Source organism: Streptomyces sp. NBRC 110611 (assembly GCF_001590865.1).
GTDB lineage: Bacteria > Actinomycetota > Actinomycetes > Streptomycetales > Streptomycetaceae > Streptomyces.
Genome location: NZ_BBUY01000003.1, coordinates 288932 through 309197, shown reverse-complemented (window position 1 = coordinate 309197; position 20266 = coordinate 288932). Strand labels below are relative to the sequence as shown.

The 20266-nt window shown below is 71.5% G+C and carries 17 protein-coding genes; 13 read left to right on the top strand and 4 right to left on the bottom strand.

Annotation, left to right across the window (positions count from 1 at the left end):
* Window positions 1–92: 92 nt before the first annotated feature.
* Genes AZE13_RS09515 through AZE13_RS09505 form a run of 3 tightly spaced genes read left to right on the top strand, consistent with a single transcriptional unit; the run spans window position 93 to window position 2757 of the window.
* Window positions 93–764, top strand: a complete 672-nt coding sequence (locus AZE13_RS09515) for a DUF5819 family protein (protein ID WP_066929008.1) — start codon at window positions 93–95, stop codon at window positions 762–764.
* On the top strand, window positions 761–2086 hold the full coding sequence (locus AZE13_RS09510; RefSeq protein WP_066929006.1) for an HTTM domain-containing protein: 1326 nt from the start codon (window positions 761–763) through the stop codon (window positions 2084–2086). The genes AZE13_RS09515 and AZE13_RS09510 overlap by 4 nt, the downstream gene beginning before the upstream one ends.
* Window positions 2083–2757, top strand: a complete 675-nt coding sequence (locus AZE13_RS09505) for a TrmH family RNA methyltransferase (RefSeq protein ID WP_066929004.1) — start codon at window positions 2083–2085, stop codon at window positions 2755–2757. Before AZE13_RS09510 ends, AZE13_RS09505 begins: the two co-directional genes overlap by 4 nt.
* 90 nt (window positions 2758–2847) lie before the next feature.
* Here AZE13_RS09505 and paaN read toward each other — a convergent pair whose 3' ends face one another.
* Window positions 2848–4530, bottom strand: a complete 1683-nt coding sequence (gene paaN, locus AZE13_RS09500; RefSeq protein WP_066929003.1) for a phenylacetic acid degradation protein PaaN — start codon at window positions 4528–4530, stop codon at window positions 2848–2850.
* A gap of 204 nt (window positions 4531–4734) precedes the next feature.
* Between paaN and AZE13_RS09495 the strand changes: the two genes are divergently transcribed.
* Window positions 4735–6255: a 3-hydroxyacyl-CoA dehydrogenase gene (locus tag AZE13_RS09495; RefSeq protein WP_066929001.1), complete on the top strand. Its 1521-nt coding sequence runs from the start codon at window positions 4735–4737 to the stop codon at window positions 6253–6255.
* A gap of 2 nt (window positions 6256–6257) precedes the next feature.
* Entirely contained in the window at window positions 6258–6848 is a 591-nt protein-coding gene (locus tag AZE13_RS09490) for a TetR/AcrR family transcriptional regulator (protein ID WP_066928999.1), read from the top strand.
* Window positions 6849–6924: 76 nt separating this feature from the next.
* Here AZE13_RS09490 and AZE13_RS09485 read toward each other — a convergent pair whose 3' ends face one another.
* Window positions 6925–7440, bottom strand: a complete 516-nt coding sequence (locus tag AZE13_RS09485) for an Lrp/AsnC family transcriptional regulator (protein ID WP_066928997.1) — start codon at window positions 7438–7440, stop codon at window positions 6925–6927.
* 225 nt (window positions 7441–7665) lie between these two features.
* On the opposite strand from AZE13_RS09485, the gene pdhA reads away from it, so the two are divergent.
* The 5 genes from pdhA to AZE13_RS09460 all read left to right on the top strand — a co-directional run bounded on the left by pdhA (window position 7666) and on the right by AZE13_RS09460 (window position 13988).
* Window positions 7666–8901 carry a pyruvate dehydrogenase (acetyl-transferring) E1 component subunit alpha gene (gene pdhA / locus AZE13_RS09480; RefSeq protein WP_066928995.1) on the top strand — a complete coding sequence of 412 codons (1236 nt, stop codon included), beginning with the start codon at window positions 7666–7668 and terminating at the stop codon, window positions 8899–8901.
* Window positions 8898–9932, top strand: a complete 1035-nt coding sequence (locus AZE13_RS09475; protein ID WP_066928993.1) for an alpha-ketoacid dehydrogenase subunit beta — start codon at window positions 8898–8900, stop codon at window positions 9930–9932. Before pdhA ends, AZE13_RS09475 begins: the two co-directional genes overlap by 4 nt.
* Window positions 9932–11266: a dihydrolipoamide acetyltransferase family protein gene (locus tag AZE13_RS09470; protein ID WP_066928992.1), complete on the top strand. Its 1335-nt coding sequence runs from the start codon at window positions 9932–9934 to the stop codon at window positions 11264–11266. The genes AZE13_RS09475 and AZE13_RS09470 overlap by 1 nt, the downstream gene beginning before the upstream one ends.
* Before the next feature lie 74 nt (window positions 11267–11340).
* Window positions 11341–12273, top strand: coding sequence for an NTP transferase domain-containing protein (locus AZE13_RS09465; RefSeq protein WP_066929553.1), 933 nt, complete (start codon window positions 11341–11343; stop codon window positions 12271–12273).
* Window positions 12270–13988, top strand: coding sequence for a molybdopterin molybdotransferase MoeA (locus tag AZE13_RS09460; RefSeq protein WP_258527674.1), 1719 nt, complete (start codon window positions 12270–12272; stop codon window positions 13986–13988). Before AZE13_RS09465 ends, AZE13_RS09460 begins: the two co-directional genes overlap by 4 nt.
* Before the next feature lie 14 nt (window positions 13989–14002).
* Here AZE13_RS09460 and AZE13_RS09455 read toward each other — a convergent pair whose 3' ends face one another.
* Entirely contained in the window at window positions 14003–15124 is a 1122-nt protein-coding gene (locus AZE13_RS09455) for a potassium channel family protein (RefSeq protein ID WP_066928990.1), read from the bottom strand.
* Between the two features lie 335 nt (window positions 15125–15459).
* On the opposite strand from AZE13_RS09455, the gene AZE13_RS09450 reads away from it, so the two are divergent.
* The 3 genes from AZE13_RS09450 to AZE13_RS09445 all read left to right on the top strand — a co-directional run bounded on the left by AZE13_RS09450 (window position 15460) and on the right by AZE13_RS09445 (window position 18183).
* Window positions 15460–16437 (top strand): NAD(P)H-quinone oxidoreductase, encoded by a 978-nt coding sequence (locus tag AZE13_RS09450; RefSeq protein WP_066928988.1) that lies wholly within the window; start codon window positions 15460–15462, stop codon window positions 16435–16437.
* Window positions 16438–17315: 878 nt separating this feature from the next.
* Entirely contained in the window at window positions 17316–17453 is a 138-nt protein-coding gene (locus AZE13_RS36780; protein ID WP_181690317.1) for a hypothetical protein, read from the top strand.
* Between the two features lie 166 nt (window positions 17454–17619).
* On the top strand, window positions 17620–18183 hold the full coding sequence (locus AZE13_RS09445; RefSeq protein WP_066929550.1) for a bacterial proteasome activator family protein: 564 nt from the start codon (window positions 17620–17622) through the stop codon (window positions 18181–18183).
* 172 nt (window positions 18184–18355) lie between these two features.
* Here AZE13_RS09445 and AZE13_RS09440 read toward each other — a convergent pair whose 3' ends face one another.
* Window positions 18356–20029: a protein kinase domain-containing protein gene (locus AZE13_RS09440; protein ID WP_066928986.1), complete on the bottom strand. Its 1674-nt coding sequence runs from the start codon at window positions 20027–20029 to the stop codon at window positions 18356–18358.
* Between the last annotated feature and the right edge of the window lie 237 nt (window positions 20030–20266).

Below are 20266 nucleotides of genomic sequence, written 5' to 3'. Positions count from 1 at the left end.
TGGATAACTCGGGGCAGGGTGTGCCCGGTGCGGTGGCATAGGTACGGTTCCGGAGCGGAGCCGACCGCATGGAATCTGGGAACGGGGCGGGAATGGAGTCATACGGGGACGGAACACGGCCACTGGCCGCGCTCTCGCTGCCCTCGCGGATCGTCATAGGCGTGGCGGCCTGCGCCGTCGCCGTCGTCGCCGCGATACATCTGGCGATGATGTTCCTGCACGTGGCGCCGTCGAACACGCTCAGCAAACAGCAGGGCGCCCTGATCAGCGACTACGTCTACCCCGAGTACGAACAGAACTGGAAGCTGTTCGCACCCAATCCGCTCCAGCAGAACATCGCCGTCCAGGTGCGCGCCCAGCTGCGTACCGCGGACGGCGCCACACGGACCACCGGGTGGACCGATCTGACCGCTCTCGACGGCAGGGCGATACGCCACAACCCGCTGCCCAGCCACACCCAGCAGAACCAGCTGCGCCGCGGCTGGGAGCTCGTCCGCAACAGCCACGACGCGCAGAACCGGCCGATCGGCACGCGCGGCGAGCTGTCCGAGCGGTACCTCCGGCGGATCGTGATGCTCCGGATGGGCGCGGAGTGGACCAGGGGCGGTGGCCGGGTCGAGCGGATCCAGGCCCGTTCGCAGACCACGGCGGTCAGCCCGCCGTCCTGGAGCTCCGAGAAGATCAGTGACAAGCCCGGGTACCGCGTGCTGCCGTGGTGGCAGGTCACCGCAGCCGACCTGCCCGAGGGGGCGAAGAACCAGTGACGTCACCGACGCCGCGGCAGCCGCAGCAGACACCCGCCGACGGCCACCAGGAGCCCCGGGACGACTATCAGGAGACCCGGATCGAGCGCGCCGTGGGCCGCGGGTTCGCGCGCGTCACCGGCCGGGCGCTGGCCCCGTACCAGACCGCCGTGATCCGGATCGGCTTCGCGGCCACCTGGCTGTTCTTCCTGCTGCGCGAGTGGCCCAACCGCCGGACCCTCTACGGCCCCGACGGCCCCTGGAGCCTGGACATGGCGCGCGGGCTGCTGGACGGCAACCACGCCTTCTCCGTGCTGGTGTGGTCCGACGGGCGCGGCTGGTTCGAGTGCGTCTACGTCATGGCGATCGCGGCCGCCGCGGCGCTGATGGTGGGCTGGCGCACCCGCACCATGTCGGTGCTCTTCATGCTCGGCGTGATCTCGCTGCAGAACCGCAGCGTCTTCATAGGGGACGGCGGCGACAACGTCATCCACCTGATGTCGATGTACCTCGTACTGACCCGGTGCGGGCAGGTCTGGTCGCTCGACGCCCGCCGTGCCAGGCGCCGGGAGTCCGCCGAGGGGGCCGCTGTCCTCAGGGACCCGGTCGGCATCGTGCTGTGGGCCGTGCTCGGCCTCGGGCTGGCGGCCGCGCAGCTGAGCGGCGCCTACGGCCTCCGCTGGTTCGAGAACGGCCCGTTCCCGCACATCGGCTGGAGCCTCGCCCTGTGGGGCCTGTGGCTGACGCACGGCCTGTGGTGGGTGGTGCGGCGGTACGCCCCCGGGGAGCCGCGCACCGTCCTGGACACCCTCGCCAAACTCGCCCACAACGGCGCACTGCTGGTGATCGTGGTCGAGGTCTGCCTGATCTACGCCACCGCCGGCTGGTACAAGATCCAGGGCAGCCGCTGGCAGGATGGCACCGCCGTCTACTACCCGATGCACCTGGACTACTTCTCGCCGTGGCCCGCGCTGTCCCACCTGCTCGCCGGCAGCGGTCTGGCGATCATGCTGATCACCTACGGCACGGTGATCGTCCAGGTCGCCTTCCCCTTCACGCTCTTCAACCGCCGGCTGAAGAACGCGCTGCTGGTCGTGATGATCTGCGAGCACCTCTCGATCGCGTTCCTGCTGGGGCTGCCGTTCTTCTCCCTCGCGATGATCACCGCGGACGCGGTCTTCCTGCCGACGAACTTCCTCACCTGGCTCTCCGCACGCCTCTCCGGCCTGCGCGGACGGCTGTTTCCGCGCCGCGGCGCCACGGGGCCGGCGGACCGGGCGGCGGGCGGTGAGCCGGAGGCCCGTACCGAGCACGGCGGCGGGGGCCATACGCTCGTGGGGTGAGCAGTGAGAAAACCGTCCCCGCCGAGCCCCTCCAGTACGACGAGGGCTACGCACCCCTGATCGGCGTCGGTCCGCACCCGGAGCCCTGGCCCCAGGACGACCGCTACGACCCCGAGCTGCTCGCGCACGGCGACCGCCGCAATGTCGTCGACCACTACCGCTACTGGACGCGCGAGGCGATCGTCGCCGACCTCGACACCCGCCGTCACGATTTCCATGTGGCCGTCGAGAACTGGAGCCATGACTTCAACATCGGCTCGGTCGTCCGGACCGCGAACGCGTTCCTGGCCAAGGAAGTCCATATCGTCGGGCAGCGCCGCTGGAACCGTCGCGGTGCGATGGTCACCGACCGCTACCAGCACCTGCGCCACCACCCGGACACCGCCGATCTCACGGCCTGGGCCGTGGCCGAGGGACTGCCGATCATCGGGATCGACAACCTTCCCGGCTCCGTGCCGCTGGAGACGACCGAGCTGCCGCGCCGCTGCGTGCTGCTCTTCGGCCAGGAAGGGCCGGGGCTGACCGAGGAGGCGCGTCGGCACGCCTCGATGGTCTGCTCGATCGCGCAGTTCGGCTCGACCCGCTCCATCAACGCGGGCGCCGCGGCCGCCATCGCGATGCACGCCTGGGTCGGCCGCCACGCCCGGATCGACGGCCCGGGCGCCGTCTGACGGACCCTGGACCGTCCGTGCTGCGGCCGCGGCCCGGGGAGCGCGTACCCCGGGCCCGGCGTTCCGTTCCGTCCGTTCCGTTACTCCTGCCTACGCCGGTCGCCGCACCTCCACCGTCCGGAAGCGGTTCGCCACGAACGCGCTGTCGCACAGCACAGCGTTGGCCGCCGGGTTGCCGCCCGAGCCATGGAAGTCCGAGAAGGCGGCGGTCTGGTTCACATAGACCCCGCCGGTCAGGTTCAGCGACAGCTGGGCGCACTCCTCCAGGCAGGCCTGCTCCACCAGCTGCTCGACCTCGGGCGAGGTGGTGTACGCGCCGACCGTCATGGCGCCCTTCTCGCGGACCGTACGCCGCAGCAGCTCCACGGCGCCGGCCGCGGAGTCGACGGCCACCGCGAACGACACCGGGCCGAAGCACTCCGACAGATACGCCGCCTCTGAGTCCGGCTCGGCGCCGTCCAGCTTGACGATCACCGGTGTACGGACCGTTGCCCCCGGGAAGTCGGGGTTGGCCACCTCACGGGAGGCCAGTGCCACCTCGCCCAGCTTGCCGGCGGTCGCGATCCGTTCCTTGACCTGCGGATTGACGATCGCGCCCAGCAGGGCGTTGGCTCGCGCGTCATCGCCCAGCAGGCCGTTCACCGCGCCGGCGAGATCGCTGACCACCTCGTCGTACGACTTCGGTCCGGCGTCCGTGCCGATGCCCTCGCGGGGGATCAGCAGATTCTGCGGGGTGGTGCACATCTGGCCGCTGTACAGCGACAGCGAGAAGGCGAGGTTGCTCAGCATGCCCTTGTAGTCATCGGTGGATTCGATGACGACGGTGTTGACACCGGCCTTCTCGGTGTGGACCTGCGCCTGCCGGGCGTGCGTCTCCAGCCAGTCGCCGAAGGCGGTCGAGCCGGTGTAGTCGATGAGCCGGATCTCGGGGCGCACGGCCAGGGTCTTGGCCAGGCCCTCGTCGGGCTTGTCCACGGCCAGGCACACCAGGTCGGCGGGGAAGCCGGCGTCGTCCAGCACCTCGCGGGCCACCTTGACGGTGAGCGCCAGCGGCAGGACGGCCCGCGGATGCGGCTTGACCAGCACCGGGTTGCCGGTGGCCAGGGAGGCGAACAGGCCCGGGTAGCCGTTCCACGTCGGGAAGGTGTTGCAGCCGATCACCAGGGCGACGCCGCGCGGCACGGCCGTGAAGCTCTTGGCCAGTTCCAGCGGCTCACGCTTGCCCTGCGGCTTGGACCAGGCGGCCTGCTGGGGGACGCGGACCTGTTCGGCATACGCGTACGCCACCGCCTCCAGACCGCGGTCCTGGGCGTGCGGTCCGCCCGCCTGGAACGCCATCATGAAGGCCTGCCCGCTGGTGTGCATCACGGCCTGCGCGAACTCATGGGTGCGGGCGCTGATCCGGGCGATGATCTCCAGACACACCGCCGCGCGCACCTCCGGGCCCGCGTCCCGCCAGACGGGGAGCGTGGCGCGCATCGCCGGCAGCAGCACATCGACATCCGGATGCGGGTAGCTGATGCCAAACTCCGGTCCGTAGGGCGAGACTTCCTGACCCGTCCAGTCGTCCGTGCCGGGCTGGTCGAGCTCGAAGCGCTTGCCGTGCAGCGCCTCGAACGCGGCCAGGCCGTCGGACGCGGCGCTCTCGCCGTACGCCTTCGGGTGCTCGGGGTGCGGGGACCAGTACGCGCGGGTGCGGATCGCCTCCAGTGCCTGATCGAGGGTCGGGCGGTGCTTCTCGATCAACTGCGCTGCGGTCATTTCGGCGGCCATCGATGACCAACTCCTCGTCGAGCTGCGCGGAGAGTGGGTGGAGAGTGGATGGGGAGCGGATGGGGAGCGGATGGGGAGTGAGTAAGGCGGGCGGATATGGCTGGGTGTGGAAACGTCGACGGGGCTAGAGTAACCGAACGATCGGTCGGGGCAAGGGGGATCCGGCCGCCCTGTGGAAAAGTCGGTCAGAGGGGATCAGCTCGCATGACGGCAATCGGGACCAGCGGCACCGTGGCAGTGGTGGGCACCGGCACCATGGGACAGGGCATCGCGCAGGTGGCGCTGGTCGCCGGCCACCGCGTACGGCTCTACGACAGCGCCCCGGGGCGGGCGGAAGAGGCCGCCGGGGCGATCATGCGGCGACTCGACCGGCTCGTGGAAAAAGGCCGGATCCCGGCGGGTGACCGTGAGGGCGCTCGTGAGCGCCTCTCCCCCGTCACCGCCCTCACGGAACTGGCCGACGCAGCGCTCGTCATCGAGGCGATCCTGGAGCAACTGCCCGCCAAACAGGAGCTGTTCGCCGCCCTGGAGGACATCGTGGCGGACGGCTGCCTGCTGGCCACCAACACCTCCTCGCTTGCCGTGACCGCCGTCGCCGGCCGGCTGCGCCGTCCCGGCCGCTGCGTGGGCATGCACTTCTTCAATCCCGCGCCGCTGCTCCCGCTGGTCGAGGTGGTCAGCGGCTTCGCCACCGAGGAGGCGGCCGCCACCGCCGCGTACGACACCGCGGCGGCCTGGGGCAAGAAGCCGGTACGCTGCGCCGACACTCCCGGCTTCCTCGTCAACCGCATCGCCCGCCCGTTCTACGCGGAAGCGCTGCGCGCCTACGAGGAGCGGGTCGCCGATCCGGCCACCATCGACGCGGTACTGCGCGAGGGCACCGGCTTCAAGATGGGGCCGTTCGAACTGACCGACCTCATCGGGCAGGACGTGAACGAGGCGGTCACGCACTCCGTCTGGCAGGCCTTCTTCCAGGACCCGAAGTTCACGCCCTCTCTGGCGCAGCGCCGGCTGGTGGAATCGGGGCTGCACGGCCGCAAGACCGGGCGCGGATGGTTCGACTACTCCGAGGGCGCCGGCCTGCCCGGGCCCCGTACGGAGGGGCCCCGGCCCGCCCCGGAGGCGGTCGCCGTGCATGCCGGGCTGCCCGGCCCCGCGGCGGTGCTCCGGGAGCTGATCGAAGAGGCGGGCATCAAGGTCACCCGCGACCGCGCGGCAGGGGAGCCGGAGGGCTTCATCAGGCTCCCCGGCGGGGCGTGCCTGGCGCTGACCGGCGGATATCCGGCGACGAGCACCGACCACGGCCGCTCCATCCGCTTCGACCTCTCGCTCGACTACCGGGCCGCCACCCGCGTCGCTCTCGCCGCTTCGCCTGCCTGCTCCGATGCGGACCTCGCGGAGGCCGTTGGACTGTTCCAGGCGCTGGGCAAACAGGTCAGCGTGATCGAGGATGCGCCGGGCATGATCGTCGCTCGGACGATCGCGATGATCGTCGACTTCGCCGTGGATGCCGCGGCCCGTGGGGTGGCGACGCCCGATGACATCGACACGGCCATGCGGCTGGGCGTGAACTACCCCGGCGGCCCCCTGGAGTGGGCCGAGCGGCTCGGTGCCCAGTGGGTGCGGGATCTGCTGGATGCGATGCACCACCACATCGCGGGCGGGCGCTACGCACCGTCCTCGGCACTACGGCGCCGTGCGGACCTCGAGGGGTTGATGCTCTAATCATGACCATGGCCAAGCGCGACACCTATACGCCCGATTCGCTGCTCGCGGTCTCCGTCGAGGTGTTCAACGAGCGCGGCTACGACGGCACGTCCATGGAGCACCTCTCCAAGGCGGCCGGTATCTCGAAATCGTCGATCTACCACCATGTGCGCAGCAAGGAAGAGCTGCTGCGCCGGGCCATAAGCCGAGCCCTGGACGGACTGTTCGGAGTGCTGGCGGAGCCGGGCGCCGTCCAGGGGAGGGCGATCGAGCGGCTGGAGCATGTCACCCGGCGCGTGGCCGAGGTCCTGATGGACGAACTCCCCTATGTGACGCTGCTGTTGCGGGTGCGTGGCAATACGGACACCGAGCGGTGGGCGATGGAGCGCCGGCGGGAGTTCGACCACCGGGTCGCCGATCTGCTGAAGCAGGCCGCCGCCGACGGTGACCTACGGGACGATGTGGACGTCCGGCTCGCCACCCGGCTGCTGTTCGGCATGATCAATTCGATCGTGGAGTGGTACCGGCCGGGCCGGGGCGGCGCCGCGAGCCGCGACGAGGTCGCCGAGGCCGTGGTCCGCACGGCGTTCGCGGGGCTGCGGAAGGCCTGACCGGGCGCCCGACGCGGCAGCCCTTGCCCGGGCTACGCCCCCTCGGGCCCCGGGCTGCTCCCCTTCGGGCCCCGGGCTACTCCCCCTCGGGGCCCAGGTCGGTCTCCTCGAAGACCAGGAGGGTGCGGGTGCTGAGGACCTCCGGGATGGACTGGATACGGGTGAGGACCAGCTCCCGCAGCTCCCGGTTGTCCTTGGCGTGGACCAGGAGCAGAACGTCGAAATCGCCGCTGACCAGGGCGATGTGGGCGGCCCCGGGCAGCGCCGTGAGCTGTTTGCGGACGGTGCGCCAGGAGTTCTGGACGATCTTCAGGGTGATGTACGCGGAGGCGCCCTGACCTGCGCGCTCCTGGTCGATGAGGGCGCTGAAGCCGCGGATCACCCCGTCGTCCAGCAGGCGGTTGATCCGGGCGTAGGCGTTGGCGCGCGACACATGGACCCGTTCGGCGACGGAGCGTATCGAGGCCCGGCCGTCGGTCTGCAGCATGCGCAGGATCGCGCGGTCGATGGTGTCCAGCGGGCGTGCGGCCGGTGCGGGTGGCGGTGCGGCAGACGACTGTCCGACGGAGTTGGCCATCTGTTCGTCCGGCATATGGTCCCGCCTCCCCTTGGTGGACGCACTGTCTTCATCTCAAGCTGTGGAGAACCGTTTGTCCACAGGCTTGACCCGCCTGTAGCCAAAATGCATCAGCGACCGAACAATCGGTAGGGAAGGGCGCACCCGCCCCGACCGATTCCATCCTGCCCATCCACCGTCCGCCCGCCACCCACATGAGGCGCCATCGCGCCACCCCTTCGATCCGAGGAGGTGCTCGACATGACGGTCCTTGAGCAGCCCGGCAGCAGCAGGAACAAGAGCAGCCTGGCCGGCCCGCCGCCCGCGTGGCGGCCGCGCGTCGATCCCGCGCCCCTCCTGCCCGACCCGGTGCCGTACCGCATCCTGGGGACGGACGCCGCGGCCCGGCTCGACTCCGGACTGCTGACCCGGCTGTACGCCCAGCTGGTGCGTGGCCGCCGCTACAACGCGCAGGCCACGGCCCTGACCCGGCAGGGACGGCTGGCGGTCTACCCCTCCTCCACCGGACAGGAGGCCTGCCAGGTCGCCGCCGCGCTGGCCCTCGAGGACCGCGACTGGCTCTTCCCCAGCTACCGCGACACCCTCGCCGCCGTCGTCCGCGGCCTCGGCCCGGTGGCGGCGCTGACCCTGCTGCGCGGCGACTGGCACAACGGCTACGACCCGCACGAGCACCGCGTCGCCCCGCTGTGCACCCCGCTCGCCACCCAGCTCCCGCACGCCGTGGGCCTGGCGCACGCCGCCCGCCTCAAGGGCGACGACGTGGTCGCACTGGCCATGGTGGGCGACGGCGGCACGAGCGAGGGTGACTTCCACGAGGCGCTGAACTTCGCGGCGCTCTGGCAGGCCCCGGTCGTCTTCCTCGTCCAGAACAACGGCTTCGCGATCTCCGTGCCGCTGGCCAAGCAGACCGCTGCGCCATCCCTCGCCCACAAGGCGGTCGGATACGGCATGCCGGGCCGTCTGGTGGACGGCAATGACGCACCCGCGATGCACGAGGTCTTGACCGAAGCCGTGCGGCACGCCCGCGACGGCGGCGGCCCCACCCTGATCGAGGCCGTCACGTACCGCATCGAGGCGCACACCAACGCCGATGACGCCACCCGCTACCGCAGCGACGCCGAGGTCGAGGCCTGGCGGGCGCACGACCCGATAGCCCTGCTGGAGCAGGAGATGACGGCACGCCACCTGCTGACCGACGCATTCGTCGCCGCCACCCGGGAGAGCGCCGAGCAGCTGGCGGCCGACCTGCGGGACGGGCTGAACGCCGAGCCGGAGCTGGATCCGATGGACCTGTTCGACCACGTATTCGCCGAGCAGACCAGCCAACTGCGCGACCAGGCGGCGCAGTTGCGCGCCGAGCTGGACGCCGAGGCCGCCGGGCACACCGAGGACACCGCCGGGCACACCGAGGACACCGCCGGGCACACCGAGGACGCCGCGGGCACCGCCGGGCCCGCCGAGGAGGCCAGGCCATGACGACCACCGCCCCGGAGACCGCGCGCAGGTCCGCCACGATGGCGCAGGCGCTGAACCGCGCGCTGCGCGACGCCATGGCCGAGGACCCGTCCGTCCATGTCATGGGCGAGGACGTCGGCGCCCTGGGCGGCGTGTTCCGGGTCACCGACGGCCTGGTCAGGGAGTTCGGCGAGGACCGCTGTACGGACACCGCACTGGCCGAGGCCGGCATCCTGGGCACCGCCGTCGGCATGGCGATGTACGGGCTGCGGCCGGTCGTCGAGATGCAGTTCGACGCGTTCGCCTACCCGGCGTTCGAGCAGCTGGTCAGTCACGTCTCCCGGATGCGCAACCGCACCCGGGGCGCCCTCCCGATGCCCCTGACCATCCGTATCCCCTACGGCGGCGGGATCGGCGGCGTCGAGCATCACAGCGACTCCTCCGAGGCGTACTACCTCGCCACCCCGGGACTCCAGGTCGTCACCCCGGCGACCGTCGAGGACGCGTACGGGCTGCTGAGGGCCGCCATCGCCACCGACGACCCGGTCGTCTTCCTGGAGCCCAAGCGGCTCTACTGGTCCAAGGCCGACTGGTCGCCCGACGCGCCCGCGCCGGTCGCGCCCCTCGGGCGGGCGGTGGTCCGGCGCCGCGGCAGCAGCGCCACGCTGATCACCTACGGTCCGTCGCTCCCGGCCTGTCTGGAGGCCGCCGAGGCCGCGCGTGCCGAGGGCTGGGATCTGGAGGTGGTCGATCTGCGCTCCCTGGTGCCGTTCGACGACGAGACGGTCTGCGCGTCGGTGCGGCGCACCGGCCGGGCCGTGATCGTCCATGAGGCCACTGGCTTCGGCGGTCCTGGAGGGGAGATCGCCGCACGGATCACCGAGCGCTGCTTCCACCACCTGGAGGCACCGGTGCTGCGCGTCACCGGCTTCGACATCCCGTATCCGCCGCCGATGCTGGAGCGGCACCATCTGCCCGGCGTGGACCGGATTCTGGACACCGTCGCCCGCCTCCAGTGGGAGTCGGAGTGGACCGAGGGACGTGGTGAGTGATGGCCGTGGTCCGCGAATTCACCCTGCCCGACCTGGGGGAGGGGCTCACCGAGGCGACGATCGTGCAGTGGCTGGTCGAGGTCGGGCAGGTGGTGGCCATCGACCAGCCGGTGGCGGAGGTCGAGACCGCCAAGGCGATGGTGGAGGTGCCCTGCCCGTACGGCGGTGTGGTGACCGCCCGCTTCGGTGAGGAGGGGGACGAGGTCCCCGTGGGCTCCCCCTTGGTGACGGTCGCGGTGGGCGCGCCCGCGGAGGCCTCGGCAGACCCGGCGAGCGGGCCGGATGAGGGGGATTCGAGCGGACCGGATACGGGCGATTCCGGATCCGGGAACGTGCTCGTCGGGTACGGCACGGGCACGGCGGCGGCGCGACGGCGCCGGATCCGGCCCGGCGGCGTGGGCCCCACGACAGGAGCCCCGGAGCAGGCTCTGGAGCGGGCCGCGGAGCGTGCCGAGGCTGCCGGCGGGGTCGCCGCCGGTCGGACGGCCGCCGTCATCTCCCCGCTGGTGCGCCGGATGGCACGTGAGAACGGTGTGGATCTACGGGAGTTGACGGGATCGGGGCGGGACGGGCTGATCCTGCGCAGGGACGTCGAGTCCGCGATCCGGGCGCGCCAGGAGCGTGGGCCCGTCGGTGCCGGCGTGGCGGAGGAGCGGATTCCGCTCAAGGGGATGCTCGGTGCGGCCGCCGAGAAGTTCAGCCGGAGCCGCCGGGAGATCCCGGAGGCGACCTGCTGGGTGGACGCCGACGCCACCGAACTCCTCGCCGCCCGTACGGCGATGAACGTCCCGGGCGCTCCCGAGGTGTCGCTGCTCGCGCTGCTGGCCCGGATCGCCACGGCGGCGCTGGCGCGGTACCCCCAGCTCAACGCGACCGTCGACACCACGACCCAGGAGATCGTCCGGCTGCCCGCCGTCCATCTGGGCTTCGCGGCGCAGACCGACCGTGGCTTGGTGGTGCCGGTCGTACGGGATGCGCAGGCCCGTACGGTCGAGGGACTGTCCGCCGAAATCACCCGGCTCACGGACGCCGCCAGGTCAGGCGGACTGTCCCTGGCCGAGCTGACGCACGGCACGTTCACCCTCAACAACTACGGCGTTTTCGGAGTCGACGGTTCCACGCCGATCATCAACCACCCTGAGGCGGCCATGCTCGGCATCGGCCGGATAGCCGCCAAACCCTGGGTGCACGCAGGCGAGTTGGCCGTCCGCCGGGTCGTCCAGCTCTCGCTCACCTTCGATCACCGGGTGTGTGACGGCGGCACCGCCGGCGGCTTCCTGCGGTACGTGGCCGACTGTGTGGAGCAGCCCGCGCTCCTGCTGCGAGGACTGTGACACCAGGTCCGGCGGCTGGCGATACTCAAGGGGTGAGCGAGCACACCGACCACGACGCCACCGACCGCGATGTCATCGACCACGGCGCCACCCACCGCGACGCCACCGACCGCGACGCCCTCGTTCATGACGCCATCGTTCTGGCCGGGGGCGCGGCCCGGCGGCTCGGCGGGGCGGACAAACCCGCCCTGTCCGTCGGCGGCCGCCCCCTGCTGGACCGGGTGCTCGCCGCCTGCCCCGACGCGGCGACCACCGTCGTCGTCGGCCCCGGGCGCCCGGCCGCGCGTGCCGTCGTGCATGCCCTTGAGGACCCGCCCGGCGGTGGCCCGCTGGCCGCGCTCGACGCCGGCCTCCGGCACACCACCGCCCCGACCGTGCTCGTCCTCTCCGCCGATCTGCCGTTCCTGACCGTCGCGACCGTACGGAACCTCCTGGCGGCGGCGACGCGCACCGCGGCCTGTGACGGTGCGATGCTCCAGGACGCCTCCGGGCGGGACCAGCCGCTGGTGGCCGCGTACGGGGCCGCCGCGCTGCGCCGCGAACTGGCCCGCGTACGGGCCGCCCACGGCACCCTGACCGGTCTGCCGCTGCGCGCCGTGCTGGCCGGGTTGCGGCTCGAACGGCTCCCGGACGCCGCCTCCGCGGCCTCCTTCGACTGCGACACCTGGGAGGACATCAGCGCGGCTCGCGCCCGTATCAGGGAGCATGGACATGTGTTGGACGAATGGATCACCGCAGTCAAGGCCGAACTGGGCATCGAGCTCGATGTCGACACGGCGGCGCTTCTCGATGTCGCGCGGGACGCGGCGCACGGCGTGACACGTCCCGCCGCGCCGCTGACGACCTTCCTGATCGGCTACGCGGCGGGACGGCAGGACCGGGACGTCAAGGAGCTGGCCGACCGGGCCGCGGCGCTGGCCAACCGCTGGGCCGCGGAGGCGGAGGAGTCCGCGGGTGCCACCGGATCCGGCGGCGGCACGGGCGGCGAAGCGAAGCCCGCCGAATGACCGACGGACAGATCAACGGCCCGTCCGGAGAGCTCAACAAGCCATCCGGAGAGCCGGACGGGCCGTTCGGGAATCTCGACGCACCGTCCGCGGAGCCGATGAGCGGGGCACCGGAGAGCGGTGAACCGGAGAGTGGAGCACCGGACGAGGCCGGTCTGCCGGACGATCCCTTCGCCGATGCGCTGGCGCTGGTCAATCACGTCCATCACGTCAATCACATGCATTACGTCAATCACGCCCGCGATGCCGTGCCGGCCGACGGAAGGGCCACCGGCGACGGTGGCGGTCAGCCGCCCGCCGGCCGCATGGCTGGATCAGCTCGCCCGGACGGTCGCGCCGCGTCTGGCCGCACCCCGGACGGTCGCGCCGCGTCTGGCGGTGCCCCGGACGGCCATGCCTCCCCGGGGCCCGGTCTTCCCCGCCACTTCGCCGCCCCTCAAGGGCCCACGGCCTCCGGCCCCCCTTCCGCCGCCGTCCCCTGGCGGACCGCGCGCCACATCGCCGGGCAGGCCGTACCCGGCCCGCCCCCGCCCGTGACTGCGGCGCTGGGCGAGGCGCTCGGCCGGACGCTCGCCGCGCCGCTCACCGCGCTCACCGATCTGCCGTCGTTCGACACCTCGGCGATGGACGGCTGGGCGGTCGCCGGCCCCGGGCCCTGGCGCCTCGACCAGCCCGCCGACGCGCCCGCCGCCGCTGAACCTCCCGGCATCCTCGCCGGTCATGCCCCCACCGAGGCGCTCCCCGACGGTCATGCGATCCCGATCGCCACCGGTGCCCGCATCCCGGCCGGTGCCACCGCCGTACTGCGCAGCGAGCGCGGCGAGGTCCGGGCGCTGAGCGACGGCGGGCGGCGGCTGTACGCCCCGCGGCCCGCGCCGCCCGGCCAGGACATCCGCCCACGCGGCCAGGAGTGCCGGCGCGGTGACCACCTCCTGCCGGCCGGCGTCCTGGTGACCCCCGCCGTGCTCGGTCTGGCCGCCGCCTCCGGTTACGACGAGCTGTCCGTCCACCCCCGGCCGCGGACCGAAGTATTCGTACTGGGCGATGAGTTGCTGGACCACGGGCTGCCCCAGGAGGGCCGGATCCGGGATGCGCTCGGTCCGATGCTCGGCCCCTGGTTGCGTGCGCTGGGCGTCGAGGCGTCCGCCCCGCGCCGCCTCGCCGACGACGCCGACACGCTGTACGCGGCCCTCGTGGACTCCACCGCCGATGTGGTGATCACCACCGGAGGTACCGCGTCGGGTCCGGTCGACCATGTGCACCCCACCCTGCGTCGCCTGGGCGCGGAGGTGCTGGTGGACGGTGTGGCGGTACGCCCCGGGCACCCCATGCTGCTCGCCCGGCTCGCCCCGCGCCGGCACCTCGTCGGCCTGCCCGGCAACCCCCTCGCCGCCGTCTCCGGGCTGTGCACGCTCGCCGAGCCGCTGCTCCGTACGCTCGCGGCCCGCAGCCCGGCGGCGCCCTGCCGTACGCCGCTGGCTTCCGCCGTCCGCGGGCATCCGCAGGACACCCGGCTCGTTCCGGTGGCCTACCGCGAAGACGAACGGCACGGTCTGGTCGCGGCGCCGCTGCGGTTCCACGGCCCCGCCATGCTGCGCGGGATCGCCGCCGCCGATGCGCTCGCCGTCATTCCGCCCGGCGGCGCGGAGGCCGGTGCCGAGCTCGAGATACTCGAACTGCCCTGGTCAGCGGGGCCGTCGGCCGACGGCTGCTGATGGCCCATGAGGCGTCAGACGTCATGGCCGTTGGCCATCGCTCGCTGGATGGTGATGAGCCGGTCGGTGAGCTGGAGCGTGGCGGCCTCGGGATGGGTGTAGTCCAGCACCCGGTGCCCTCGTACGACGGCCACGACCAGGTCATCGCACTCGCGGGGGGAACGGCCGGCCTCGGGCTTGGTCACCGGGCGCTCCTTGAGGTCCAGTCCGCTGCCGTACGTCATGAGATCTTCCAGGACTGTGCTCGCGTGCGGGCTGGCCATCGACATGCCGAGCAGACGACCCGCTGAGCTGGAACTCGTGACAACCGTGTCGGCTCCGCTCTGCTTCAGCAAAGGGACGTTCTCGTCCTCCCGAACCGCGACCACGATGGAAGCGCGCTTGTTGAGCTGTCGCGCGGTGAGCGTCACCAGGGCTGCGGTGTCGTCTCGCTGAGGCGCGATGACGATCTTCAAAGCGCGCTGCAGTTCCGCCTTGAGTAGGGTCTCGGAGCGGGTCGCATCCCCCAGGACGCCCACAAGTCCATCGGCGCTGGCTGCGTCTACCGCCTTCTGCTGCGGGTCGACCACGACGATCTGGTCCCTGGGGACGCCCTGGCTGATCAATGTCTCGGCGGTGTGGCGGCCCTTGGTGCCGTACCCGATGACAACAACGTGATCTCGCATGCGGGTTCTCCAGCGGTGAATGCGTACCTGATGCCGAGTGCGTTCGGCGAGTACTTCGAGTGTGGTGCCGACCAGGATGATCAGGAACATCACCCTGAGCGGTGTGACGAGCAGGATGTTCAGCAGCCGGGCGCCGTCGCCGTACGGGACGATGTCGCCGTAGCCCGTGGTGGAGAGCGTGACCGTCGCGTAGTAGAAGCAGTCGAGGAGATCGACCTTCCCATCGGCGTTGTCGTGGTACTCGTCGCGGTCGATCCAGACGATGAGGACCGTCGCCAGCAGAACCAGCAGCGCCATGAGAAGCCGGCGGAGGACTTGTTGGAGGGGCGGCTTCGTACCCTGGACGGGCAGGACGATGGATCGTCCGGCCTCGGCATCCTCCTCGCTCCGCGTTCGTGGACGAGACCAGAGGGCTCGGAGGATGGAGCCCCTTCCGGTGCTGCGGACCGGATGCTGCTGCTCTTCCCTCATCTAGCCGACACCTCTTGTGTGGCCCGTGCTGTGGAAGTTCGTGCGGTAAGGCATGCGGCCATCCTCCGGGATCGGGCCGGCTTTACGTCCGGTTGAGAGGGTGTCGCGCTGCACCGGCCGCCCGCCGGAGCGCGGAGGCCGGCACGTCCGTACGGGAGACCGGCGACCTGGTCGTCTCGGTGCCGTGTGGTTGCCGGCTGCCCGGCACCGGCGTCTCCCCGATGCGCCGAGCGGGTGAACAGTCCGACCGCGTGCGGGGCGGGTGACCGACCCGGCTGTCGTCACCGGCTCCCGCACCGTCGCTCCCGGCGCGGACGGCGAGTAGCCTCGCGGCCATGCGAGCGATCACTATCCCGGAACCCGGTGGCCCCGAAGCACTTGTCTGGGCGGAAGTCCCCGATCCGCAGCCCGCCGAGGGCGAGGTCCTGATCGATGTCGCGGCCAGTGCCGTGAACCGCGCCGATCTGCTACAGCGTCAGGGGTTCTACGACCCGCCGCCCGGCGCCTCCCCGTACCCCGGCCTGGAGTGCTCGGGACGGATCAGTGCGGTCGGCCCCGGCGTGCACGGCTGGGCCGTGGGAGACGAGGTGTGCGCGCTGCTGGCGGGCGGCGGCTACGCCGAGAAGGTCGCGGTGCCGGCCGGGCAGGTGCTGCCGGTACCGGCCGGCCTGGACCTGGTCACGGCTGCCGCGCTGCCCGAGGTGACCTGCACGGTCTGGTCGAACGTCTTCATGATCGCGCACCTTCGGCCCGGGGAGACACTGCTGGTCCACGGCGGCGCCAGCGGCGTCGGCACGATGGCGATCCAGCTTGCCAAGGCGGTCGGCGCACGGGTCGCGGTGACCGCGGGGAGTCCCGAAAAGCTGGCCCGCTGCGCGGAGTTGGGCGCGGACATCCTCATCGACTACCGCGAACAGGACTTCGTCCAGGAGATCCGCAAGGCCACCGACGGCCAGGGCGCGGACGTCATCCTCGACATCATCGGCGCGAAGTACCTGCAGCGAAACGTCAAGGCGCTGGCGGTGAGCGGACGGCTGGCGGTCATCGGGCTGCAGGGCGGGGTGAAGGCGGAGCTGAATCTCGCCGCTCTGATGGCCAAGCGCGGCGCGATCACCGGCGCCGGGTTGCGGGCCCGCCCGCTGAACGAGAAGGCGGCCATTGTCGCCGCCGTACGGGAGCATGTCTGGCCGCTGATCGTCAACGGTCAGGTCCGGCCGGTCGTGGACCGCACACTCCCGATGGCCGAGGTCGCCGAGGCGCATCGGGTGGTGGACGCCGGCCTGCATGTCGGCAAGGTCGTGCTGACCGTCTGAGCCGGCCCCGCGCGGCCCACCCGCGCCCGCCCCTCCCGCTGCGTCGGCGGATAGCCCGGTCGACAGCCTCGAGATGCCGTGAATCTGGTCACATGTGACGCTGAACAGGTCACCCGACGGCTCGGCACGGGAGGGGCACTGTGGTCGCTCCAGGATTCCGTTCGCGCATCGCCACCGGTCTGTTGGTCGCCGCCGTCGTCCTGCCCGTTCCCGTGGGGGGTACCCCCGCGGCAGCCTCGGACCGGCGGGACACGCCGGTCGACCGGCCTCCCGACTTCGCCCGCCATGACGATCCAACCGATCTCCCGATGCCCGGAACCCTCCGGGCCCTTGGCTTCGGACCCGACGACTTCGGGGTGGAGGACGGTCTGCGAGCCCTCTTGCCGGCCGGTGGGCGGCCCGGAGCGAACCGGGGCCGTGCCGGGCACTCCGGGCCCCCGGCGCGCTTCCATGGACTTCCGGACGGGTTTCCCGGCCTGTCGAACGTCCTGGCCGCGCTCCCGCACGGGCTGCTTCACCACCCCGGGCACCGGGGCCGGCACGACGGTCCGCATCACTCGTTCGGCCCTGACTTCCCGCCGTACGACATCTGGTACCTGGACGATGACATGGGCCTCCGGGACCACCCCGGACATCGGCATGGCTCGCCTCACAGCAAACGCGCGCACCCCCGGCCCGGCCACCATGGCGCATCGTCGAAGCGCCGTAGCCCTGCGGAGCCCGAGCCCCACGCGCCCGCGGCCACAGCGTGGCCGACGCCTTCGCACCACGGCGACGGAGAGAAGCGGCGCACCCCGCGTCGTGACAAGACGCTGCCGCCGCTTCCGGGGCCGAGTGCCGCACCGAAGGAGCCCCCTGCTCCGGGGAGCACGGATGATGTGGCGGGTGCGACGCCCGGCCCGTACGCCCTGGAGGCCCCGACGGCCCCGGTCGAGCGGGTTCTGCCGATGGGCGCCGGTCTCACCCTGACCGGACTGGGGCTGGCCTTCTTCGGCCTGCGGCTGCGGCGGCGCTGATCTGAGCGGCTGTTTCACGTGAAACAGCCGCTGTTTCACGTGAAACAGCGCTGCGAGCCCGACTGTTTCACGTGAAACCGTGCCCGACGGGCCCTTGCGGGAAGGTGGATCATGTTCTCGCGGGGGCACCACCGTTCATAACCCCTCGTACGAGAGAATGGGCGGCATGGATATGCCGATGAACGAACGGTCGCAGGAGAACCCCCACGTCCTGGTTGTCGGCCCGGACGGCATGGCGCTCGGCAACGCCGGTTCCGGCGGCGGGGAGGACGGCGAGGAGCCTCGCGAGGTGCCGGTGACGGACATGGTCGAACAGCCTGCGAAGGTCATGCGCATCGGCAGCATGATCAAGCAGCTGCTGGAGGAGGTGAAGGCCGCTCCTCTGGACGAGGCAAGCCGGGTCCGGCTCAAGGAGATCCACGCCAGCTCGGTGAAGGAGCTGGAGGACGGGCTGGCACCCGAGCTGGTCGAGGAGCTGGAGCGGCTGTCGCTGCCCTTCACCGATGAGTCGGTGCCGACGGAGTCGGAGCTGCGGATCGCCCAGGCGCAGCTGGTGGGCTGGCTGGAGGGGCTCTTCCACGGCATCCAGACCGCACTGTTCGCTCAGCAGATGGCGGCCCGTGCCCAGCTGGAGCAGATGCGCCGGGCGCTGCCGCCCGGTGTCGCCGGGATGGAGAACGAGGACGGCCTGACCGAGCAGCGCGGTGCCCGCTCGGGCCCGTACCTCTGAGGATCCGCACCGGACAGCGAGAAGAAGCGCGGCGCCCGGAGCGCCGGACGGCTGAGCAGCCGGAAGGGGCCGGCACGCACTCCGCGTGCCGGCCCCTTCCTCATGAGCCGTGCCGGTTCCGTGAGCCGCGTCGGCCCGGTCCGGTCTGGTCTGGTCCGTGAACGCTGCGCCGTCAGTTGCTGCGACCGCTCGCGATGGTCAGCTCGATGGTGTCGTTCTGGCTCGGGTACCACCAGCCGTAGGGGTCCGGGGTCTGCTTGACGACGGTGTTCTTGCCCCAGAGCGAGCTGTTCTCCTCGCCGACGACCCGGTACTTCCAGCCGGCCGCCTCGATGCACTTCTTCACCGAGTCGAGGTGCTTGTAGCGGAACGACGGGACCATGATCTTGCCCTTGTTGACGGAGCTCTTGGTCGGGTCGGTGCACTTGGACGTCGCGATCGTCGCCGTCTTGTCCTCGGGCCGGACGTTGGGCGAGTAGCGCGAATACGTCGGCGTCGGGCTGGCACGGTGGCTGTTGTCGTCGCTGGAGCCGGCGCTCAGACCGATGCCGACCGCGATCGTGATGACCACGATCACCCCGACGATCGCCGAGACCACGATCACCGGGGTGTTGTTCTTCCGCGGGCCGGGGCCGCCGGGCGACGGCATCGGGGCGGTCACGGGTGGCGGCGGGGTATACGCCGCCGGGGCCTGGAAGCCGCCGCTGTTGAACGGAGCCGGGCCGGGAACCGGGCCAGGAACAGGGCCGGGGGCCGGGGCCGGTGTCGGGTAGGCGTTGTTCGGCGGCGGGGGCGTCTGGGGCCCGAACCCGGCCGTCGGCGTCGGCTGGTACGGCTGCTGCACGTTCGGCGGGGCCGGGGTCTGCGGGGTGCCGGACGCGGTGGGGAACACCGCGGAGGACACCGAGGCGCCGCTGGTGCGCGCCCGCGGGCCCTCGCCGATGATCAGCGGCGTGGCGCCGGACTGTCCGGACCCGGCGATCCGCAGGCACTCGTCCCGCATCGCCTCGGCGGTGGGGAAGCGCTCATTGGGGTTCTTCTTCAGCGCCCGGGCCACCAGCGCGTCCACGGCCGGCGGCAGCGACTGGTTGATGCTCGACGGGACCGGCGGCTCTTCCTGGACATGGGCGTAGGCGATGGCGAGCGGGGAGTCCGCATCGAACGGCAGCTGTCCGGTCAGCAGCTCGAAGAGCATGATGCCGACCGAGTAGAGGTCGGAGCGGGCATCCACCCCGCGCCCCAGCGCCTGCTCCGGCGACAGGTACTGCGGGGTGCCGACGACCATGCCGGTCTGCGTCATGGACGTCACGCCGGACTGCATGGCGCGGGCGATGCCGAAGTCCATGACCTTGACGACGCCGCGCTTGTTCAGCATGACGTTGCCCGGCTTGATGTCGCGGTGGACCAGGCCCATCTCGTGGCTGACCTCGAGCGCGGCCAGTACGTCGGCGGTGATCTTCAGGGCCTTCTCGGTCGGCATCGCGCCGTGCTGGGCGATGTCGGCGTCCAGGTCGGAGCGGAGCGGCTGGCCCGCGACGTACTCCATGACGATGTACGGGACCATGCCGCCGTCGAGCTCGTCCTCGCCGGAGTCGAAGACCGAGACGATATTGGTGTGCGTGAGTTTCGCCACGGACTGGGCCTCGCGGCGGAAGCGCTCGCGGAAGGCCTGCTCGCGGCCGAGCTCGGTGTGCAGGGTCTTGACCGCGACGTCACGGTCGAGCACGGTGTCGTGCGCGAGGTGCACGGACGCCATGCCGCCCGCCCCGAGAAGATCACGAAGCTGGTAACGTCCACCGCCGACCGAACGGCCCTCGAATTGGCCCTGAGCGCCGTCCTGGCTCATCGTTCCGCTTCCCCCTAGCGCACGGCGCACGACCCGTACGTATAGCGATCACATCTGGAATTCCGCAGCCAAGTCTGCCCCAGGGCTGGGACACGTCAAGCCGTGTGCCCGTTCCGTGACCAGATGTGCAAGATCAGGTCACGGCGGTGAGACGTCCGGCGGCCTTGCGCACCCCCACTGAACTTGCGATACAGGGCATCCGGCAGGTTTGATGACCGGTCCGCGACGGACCGGTGA